We start from the raw sequence: 6,719 nt of genomic DNA, 5'->3' as shown, positions 1-6,719 counted from the left end.
TGAGGGGTCGCACCCGGCTGTCGGCCATCTCCCCATCCTCACCCAGCCCAGTCAGGTGCTTACAGGACGTGCCTTGCCGACGCGAGCCAGTTGCGGCCCAGCGGCAGGAACTGCCGCCACACACCCCCGCTTCGGCTACCATCCGGGAAGATCGCTGACGTACGGGAGGAGGGCGATGAGCAGCCTGAACGGCGCCGAGGGCGAAGCGACCCGCGAGTGGGCCAATGGCCTCGAGCCGGTCGCCACCCAGCCGCCCGCCGATTCGGCCGCGGCGGCCGTGACCAGCGCGAATGGGCTGGTCAGCGAGGACGCGCTGCCGCCGATGGACCTGCGTTCGGGCTACCAGATGCTCATCAACACCATCGAGGTGCAGCAGGAGGTCATCGACCAACTGCTGGAGCGCGTCGGCGACCTCGAAGGCAAGCAGGCCAACCGGCCGGACGGCCCGAAGTCGATCGACTGGGCCACCCTGACCGGCCCGGAGCGCGGCACCGCCTGGCGGCGGTTGGTGCGGTTCGTCGAGGGGCTCGTCTACCGCTACAGCCTGCAGCGCGAGATCCTGCCCTGCTGGTGGCAGCACGGCGACGCGGTCGAGGAGCTGACCGCGCTGTTCTCGGCGCGCGAGCGGGCGTACGACGTGTCAGCCGACGCCGGGCAGCCGGTCCAGTGGCACGAGATGCTGGAGCGGACGCGGGGCCGGGTGGCCGGTGCGCTGTCGTCCTGCCGCGATGGTCACGTGCCGCACGTCCTCGCCCACTGGATGGCTGAGGACGTACGCCAGCAACTCAACGCCGCCATCAACCGCGAAGGCGCCACCCAGGGCGACTAGCCCTCCCGACCACGCACCTTGAGAGCTGGACGTTTCGGCGTTTCCACCACGAAAAACGTCAGGTTCGCGGTTCGCTGTTGTTGGGCGGGTAGGGCGGCGCCGGCACCACTCGCTGGTCGACCAGATACGGATCGGCGCTGCGCCGGTCGGTGGCGGGCGGCGGCGCGTACGGGTCGACGCTGCGCGGCTGCGCGGGCGGCTCCACCGATAGGGCTCGGGAGCCGGCTGACCGAACCAGAACGGCCGGGTGTCCTCGTGCTCATCCGGCCCGTTTTTCTGCGGCGCGCGCGGGCGGTTGCGGTGCCCCGGACGTGGCTGGTTCGCCCTGCCAGGAGGGCGGGCCGGCCGGGTGCGTCGCAGCGGGCTGCTGACCTGGCCAGTAGGGCTGCTCGGCCGGCTGGCCAGCCCAGTAGGGCGGCTCCTGCCCAGCCGCAGGTTGTGGCTGCGGCTGGGCGGCCGCCGGCTGCGGCTGAGTCCAGTACGGCGGCTCGATCTCCTGGGTCCGCTGCCCGGCCATCGAGGAGTCAGCCGGCGGCATCGGCGGCTGGGCTGCCACGTACGGCGGCGCGGCTGGCGAAGCGGCGGCGGGCTGCGGCGGACCGCTGGGCTGCGCGGCAGCGTACGGCGGACCGCTGGGCTGCGCGGCAGCGTACGGCTGAGTGGCCGGCTGGGGCGGTGGGCTGGGCTGGCTGGCCGGGAACGGCGAAGCGGCCGGCGCGGCGGCCGCGTAAGGCTGGCCAGCCGCGTACGGAGGTGCGCTGGCCTGGGCGGCTGGGTACGACTGCGCGACCGGGAAAGGCGGAGCCGCTGGGACGGGCGGGGTGGCCGGAGGTTCCGGCGCGGCCTGATTCTCCTGAGCAGCAGTCTCCTGAGCTGCGGCGAACTGTTCGAGCCACGCGCTTTGCGCTGCCGGATGCCCGACCGGGTATTCCACAGTCTTGTCGGCCTGGTGACTCCGGGGAGGCTCTTCGAACCAACCCGGCAGCCCGTTGCCGGCCGGCTCCTCGGCCACGCTCGGCGGCTGAACGGCCGCCGCATGCGGCACAACCGCGGATGGCAGCGGCGGCGCTGCCGCCGGCTGGGTCTCTGGCCAGTAAGAACCGGCCTCCGACGGCGGCTGCGCGGGTGGCGCCACGGGATGTGGCACGACCGCCGACGGCAACGACGGCGCGGCGGCGGATGGCGGCTCGACCCGATAGGGGCCAGGGGGTCGACGGCTGCGGCTCGACGCGATGGGAGTCACTGCCCGCCGGTTTCGCGCTGTGCGGCACGACTGCCGAGGGCAGCGGCGGCCGCACCACCGGCTCTGGCGGCAGGTCGGGCTGCGGCTCGACGCGATACGGGTCAAACTCCCCCGCGACGCTGTGCGGCACGACGGTCGACGGCAACGGCGGCCGCACCACCAGCTCCGGCGGCAGATCCGACTCCTGCTCGACGGCGTACGGATCAGGTTGACCGACACCATGCGGCACGACGGCGGATGGCAACGGTGGCGACGAAACGGCCGGCTCGGGCTCGGCAGCGTACGAGTCAGGCTGCCCAGCGCTGTGCGGCAGCGCGGCCGAGGGAAGCTGCGGCTCGGCCGCACCGCCGTACAGATCAGCACCTTGCGTCGACGGCGACGGAGGCGGGTCGACGCGGTAGGGATTGGGCTCCGCGGTCGATTGCTGGTCAACGCGGTAGGATGGGGCTCCGCGGTCAGCTGCGGATCGACGCGATACGGGCCAGCCTCCGCCGGCGGCTGAGGCTCTGGCTCTGGCTCTGGCTCTGGCTCTGGCTCTGGCTCTGCACGATACGACTCAGGCTCCGGAGCGGGCGCCACGCTGTGCGGTACGACCGCGAACGGCAGCGGTGCAACGACAGGCGACGACTGTTCGGCCTGGTACGTCTCGGGAGCGCGATCCGCGACCGGCGAAGGCGCCAGGTCGTACGTCCCAGTCTCCGGCACCTGATGGTCGTGCTCAGCGGGCTGTTGCGCGCGTGCGGCCTGCGCGGCGGCCTCCTGCTCGGCGTTCCAGGGCGCCCGGCCGTCCGTCGGCGGGCCCCAGCCAGGCGCCAGCTCGGGTGCGGCGGATGGCTCCGGATAGGCCACTGGCGGCTGGTGCGGCTTGGCATACGGCAACCGGGCCGTCTCCCGCTCGTCCATCAAGGAAGCCGGCGGGGCGGGTGCGGCGGACATCGGCTGGGCCGACACCGGCGCGGCGGTCAACTCCGGCTGGTCGTGCGGCCGGCCAGTGGCGATTTCGGGCTGGGCGTACGGACGGCCGCTCCCGACCTCGGGCCCGAACCCGGGCAGCAGCGGCCGGGGCGGCACGCCGGCAAGCAGCGCCGGCTTGGGCTGGGTGGCCGGCAACACCATCGTCTGGCGCTCAGGCTCCGCGAGCAGCGCGCGCTGACCCGCTGCTGACCGGCCTTGATCTCGTTCGCGTCCGAACGCTTCCACCACGGCTTCAGCTTGATCTCCACCGGCCGCGCGGACCGGGCCACCACGACCGCCCGGCCGAACTCCAGCGTCCGCAACTCGTCCACGGTGAGAACGCGCCGCGGCTGCTGGGAGACCGAGACCGACCGGCCGTCGTTGCCGCGGGTCTTGGTGCGCTGTTTTTCGTCCACCTCACCAATAAGCCGGGAGATGTCGTCGAGGTCGTTGACGTGCCCGGAGCCACCCATCACCACCCGGATGGCCCGCGGTGTCCCACATGACCGCTGCCTCGTCCTCACTCCAGCGCGACCGGGCCTGCGCCAGCGACTGCAGATAGACGTGCAGGGCAATGGAAAAACCACCGGAGTCGCCCATGTAGCCGGGCAGGTTCGGCATCGGCGCGATGTGCGCCGCCTCGTTCAGCTCGACGGTCAGCGGCGGGTCCAGCCGGCTGTTTGGCATCCGGCTGGCGATCGCCCGGGCCTGGTCGAAGATGTCCTCCATCATCGCGGTCACCAGTGGCGCCACGCTGCCGGCCTTCTTTTCCTTGCCCAGCACGTACAAAGTGTTCCGGCCGGCGAGGAATGCCTGGACGTCGAAGGATTCCTCGGGTCCCGGCGAGCAGGATGCCAGCACTGACGGGTCGGCGAAGCAGTCCAGCGCCCGGCGAACGCCGTTCCACATGTTGCCGCGGGTCTCCGAATCGGCGGCGCTGGCCTGTTCCAGCTCGCCGGCCCAGCCGGGCGCCGCGAGGCCCTGGGATTCGCCCCAGCGCAGGATGTTCACCGGCTCCTGGTTGGTCGGTTGGGTGGACCACCGCACCACGTCGGCCATCGTACGATTGGCCAGCGCGGCCGCGTGCAAATAGCACCGCAGAATCGAGGTCGCGACGCCAGTCCAGTAGCTCGCGTTGGTGACGCCTTCGCCAACTCCGGCGCCTGCGACGAAAGCCGATGCCCGGGAAAGCGCACGCAGCGGTTCCTCACAGCCACGGACCGGCGACCAACGCAGCCGGGACGGCCAGGAAGTCATGTTGTTCGGGTCGAAAACCCAGACCTGGCCGACTTTTTCCCGCATCGACACAGTGGCGCCAAAAGCATCCGCGCGGGTCGAGGTCATCAGCACCGGACCGGGCGCGTCGATCGTGTACGGAATGCAGAAATGCACGTCCTTGCCCTGCCGCGGCGGTGCCACGATCAGGAACACGTCCTCTACCGAACCGAAAAGCTCTTTGTTGGAACGAATGTCCTTGCCGATCGGGAAACCCACTTCGGCGGCCCGCGCCTTGGGCTGGGACGGGCGTACGGACGGGGCCTTCTTCTGTACGGCCGATGCGGACAGCAGCCGGTCGATCTCTCCCGGTGACGCGAATCCCAGGCGCAGCCGGCGGCTCTTGCGACGCCGCCGGAACCGCAGCACCAAACGGATCACCAACGCGATCACCGCGATCACGAAAGCGAGCTGTAGTGCCAGAAACACGTAGAGCAAGATCGTCGGGCCGACCTGTTGACGGGCCACCTCCGGCCACGCCTGCGCCGGGTCGCCGAGGTGGCCGAAAAAGTGGAGCAGCAGTCCCGGCACGTCGCCCAGGGTGCTGTTCGGGAACTTGCCGTTGGCCGCCAGTCCGGCCAGCTGACCGGAATCCCAGACCAGAAACCCGAACACCCAGATCAGCATCGCCAGCACGGTCGCGCCGGCGACAGCCCAGACCAGCCGTTCCTCGCTCTTGTCGTCAACTGCCACGTTTTGCCTTCCCACCGCGTCCCGCCGTGTGACTCAGCGTACCGGCCGGTCCGTCCGGAGTGCTTTGTTTGTACCCGACCAGTGCATATCCGCTGATACCGTGGGTTGGTCAGGCGTACAGCACAGCCGGGAGGTCGGGTGACCACGATCATCGTGCCGGTGGGCTTCGGCAACGGCCCCCGGTTTGGGATCGACGGCGGCCCGGAGCCGGCCTTCTATGAGGTGCTCCGCGCCGATGAGTCCATCGCGCTCCCCCATGGTGCCTACCAAGTGTGGCTCACCGCGCACGCCGACATCGAGGCGCATGCCACCCTCGCCTTCACCCGCGACCGGCTGGTCGAGCTCGCCGAGCCGAGCGTGGGCAGCGGCACCGCTGGTCTGGTAGACCGGCTGATCAGCAGCCGCGTCCTCGCCGAGTACGAGCCGGGCAGCGGGTCAGCGTTGGAATTCCTGCGTACGCACCGTCTTTATCCGACCGCGGAGGGTTTGGGTAACACCGCCGAAGAGCCGGAAATGTTCCGGATCGGAAAGAACGGCGAGGTGCTGCTGGAGGTTATTCCGGACGTTTATACATTCTGGTGTGGTTCGTACAATTCCACGTCCATCTGGGATGACATCGTCAAGTACGACCGGGAGTTCGAGGAAGAGCAGCCCCTCACCGTCGAAGAGCTCGCGCAGATGTTCTCCGCCGCCATTCCGATGATCGTGGCAGCCCGCTGTGGCTTTCTGGAGCCACTGTGACCGCGCCATTCACGGCCCCTTTTGGTGCCCCTTTCGGCGCCCGCGGCCGGCACAAACGGCACGCTGTCGCTGCCCCCCTCGCTCTGGCGACGGATCGGCGAGAAGACGATGACGTCGGTACGAGGGCTTCGGGAGTATGTGAAGGCCCTACCGGTGGGTCTGCGGACCGAGAGCGTGCACCAGATCTTTGTGCGGATCGTCGGCCGGCCGGCCGCCGCCGGGTATCAGACGCAGGCACCGACAGTCACTGCCTGGGCCGCCACCCAGGGCGTTGAGCTGCGGGAAAGCTTCGGTCGAATCGCCCGCTCGGCCAACCCGCCGGGTGTCTCGTCGGCCTGGCCGGCCGGGTTCGAGCAGCGGCCGGCCCCGACCGAACCGGCCGACACTGCCGTGGAGGAGGCCGACTCTTCGATCGACCTGCGCAGCGAGGTGCCGGCCGAGCAGGTCACCGAGTTGCGGCAGACCGTCCAGCAGCAGGGCGACATCATCGCCCGGCAGGACGCGACCCTGCAGAACTACCACCGCATCATCACCGACCAGGCCGCCGTCATCGACCGGCAGGCCGAGCAGCTCCGCCGCAACGAGGAGCTGATCGTACGAATGGACCAACGGTTGACCGCGCAGGACGAGTTGTTGGCGCGCGCGGTGGAAAGTGCGGCCATCGGTAACACCGCCCGCAAACCCGCCGCCCAGTCCGGGTCCGGCGGCGGCCGACACGCCCGACCCGATGCTGGCGGCGAAGCGGCGGTGGAGCTGCCGAATGTGCCGCTCTCTCCGCTGAGGAATCCCAGCGTACGATCGCGGTCAACGCTCGCGCCCAGCGCACTCTGGCTGCCATAAGAGCACGAAAATCAGGCGGCACACCGCAACAGAGAATGGCCAGTGACGCCCAGCTCGCGCAGCGCCGGGTGGTCGCCCGACACCCGGTGCAGCATCCACACTGACGCGGCCTGGGGAAAACTCTGTTGTCCAGTGGCCTGGTCG

8 protein-coding genes are annotated in these 6,719 nt (G+C 70.0%); 4 read left to right on the top strand and 4 right to left on the bottom strand.

Annotated features, from left to right (window positions below):
* Positions 1-175: 175 nt before the first annotated feature.
* Entirely contained in the window at positions 176-829 is a 654-nt protein-coding gene (locus GNX96_RS44810) for a hypothetical protein (protein WP_163573524.1), read from the top strand.
* A gap of 58 nt (positions 830-887) precedes the next feature.
* Here GNX96_RS44810 and GNX96_RS44805 read toward each other — a convergent pair whose 3' ends face one another.
* Positions 888-1,034 (bottom strand): hypothetical protein, encoded by a 147-nt coding sequence (locus GNX96_RS44805; protein WP_163573523.1) that lies wholly within the window; start codon positions 1,032-1,034, stop codon positions 888-890.
* Positions 1,035-1,088: 54 nt separating this feature from the next.
* The gene (locus GNX96_RS44800; RefSeq protein WP_279583190.1) at positions 1,089-1,874 is read right to left on the bottom strand and encodes a hypothetical protein; all 786 of its coding nucleotides are present in this window, start codon (positions 1,872-1,874) and stop codon (positions 1,089-1,091) included.
* 187 nt (positions 1,875-2,061) lie between these two features.
* On the opposite strand from GNX96_RS44800, the gene GNX96_RS44795 reads away from it, so the two are divergent.
* Positions 2,062-2,574 (top strand): hypothetical protein, encoded by a 513-nt coding sequence (locus tag GNX96_RS44795; RefSeq protein WP_163573496.1) that lies wholly within the window; start codon positions 2,062-2,064, stop codon positions 2,572-2,574.
* Between the two features lie 460 nt (positions 2,575-3,034).
* Here GNX96_RS44795 and GNX96_RS44790 read toward each other — a convergent pair whose 3' ends face one another.
* On the bottom strand, positions 3,035-3,499 hold the full coding sequence (locus GNX96_RS44790; protein WP_163573521.1) for a TraM recognition domain-containing protein: 465 nt from the start codon (positions 3,497-3,499) through the stop codon (positions 3,035-3,037).
* A complete protein-coding gene (locus GNX96_RS44785; RefSeq protein WP_163573520.1) occupies positions 3,444-4,994 on the bottom strand; it encodes a type IV secretory system conjugative DNA transfer family protein in 1,551 nt (516 codons plus the stop codon). Before GNX96_RS44785 ends, GNX96_RS44790 begins: the two co-directional genes overlap by 56 nt.
* Positions 4,995-5,132: 138 nt before the next feature.
* Between GNX96_RS44785 and GNX96_RS44780 the strand changes: the two genes are divergently transcribed.
* Positions 5,133-5,735, top strand: a complete 603-nt coding sequence (locus GNX96_RS44780; RefSeq protein ID WP_163573519.1) for a hypothetical protein — start codon at positions 5,133-5,135, stop codon at positions 5,733-5,735.
* Between the two features lie 24 nt (positions 5,736-5,759).
* Positions 5,760-6,575 carry a hypothetical protein gene (locus GNX96_RS44775; protein ID WP_163573518.1) on the top strand — a complete coding sequence of 272 codons (816 nt, stop codon included), beginning with the start codon at positions 5,760-5,762 and terminating at the stop codon, positions 6,573-6,575.
* Positions 6,576-6,719: the final 144 nt, after the last annotated feature.

This window comes from Fodinicola feengrottensis, assembly GCF_010993775.1.
Taxonomy (GTDB): Bacteria; Actinomycetota; Actinomycetes; order Mycobacteriales; family HKI-0501; genus Fodinicola; species Fodinicola feengrottensis.
Note: the sequence above shows the minus strand (reverse complement) of the source record. Positions and strands in the feature narration are given on the sequence as shown.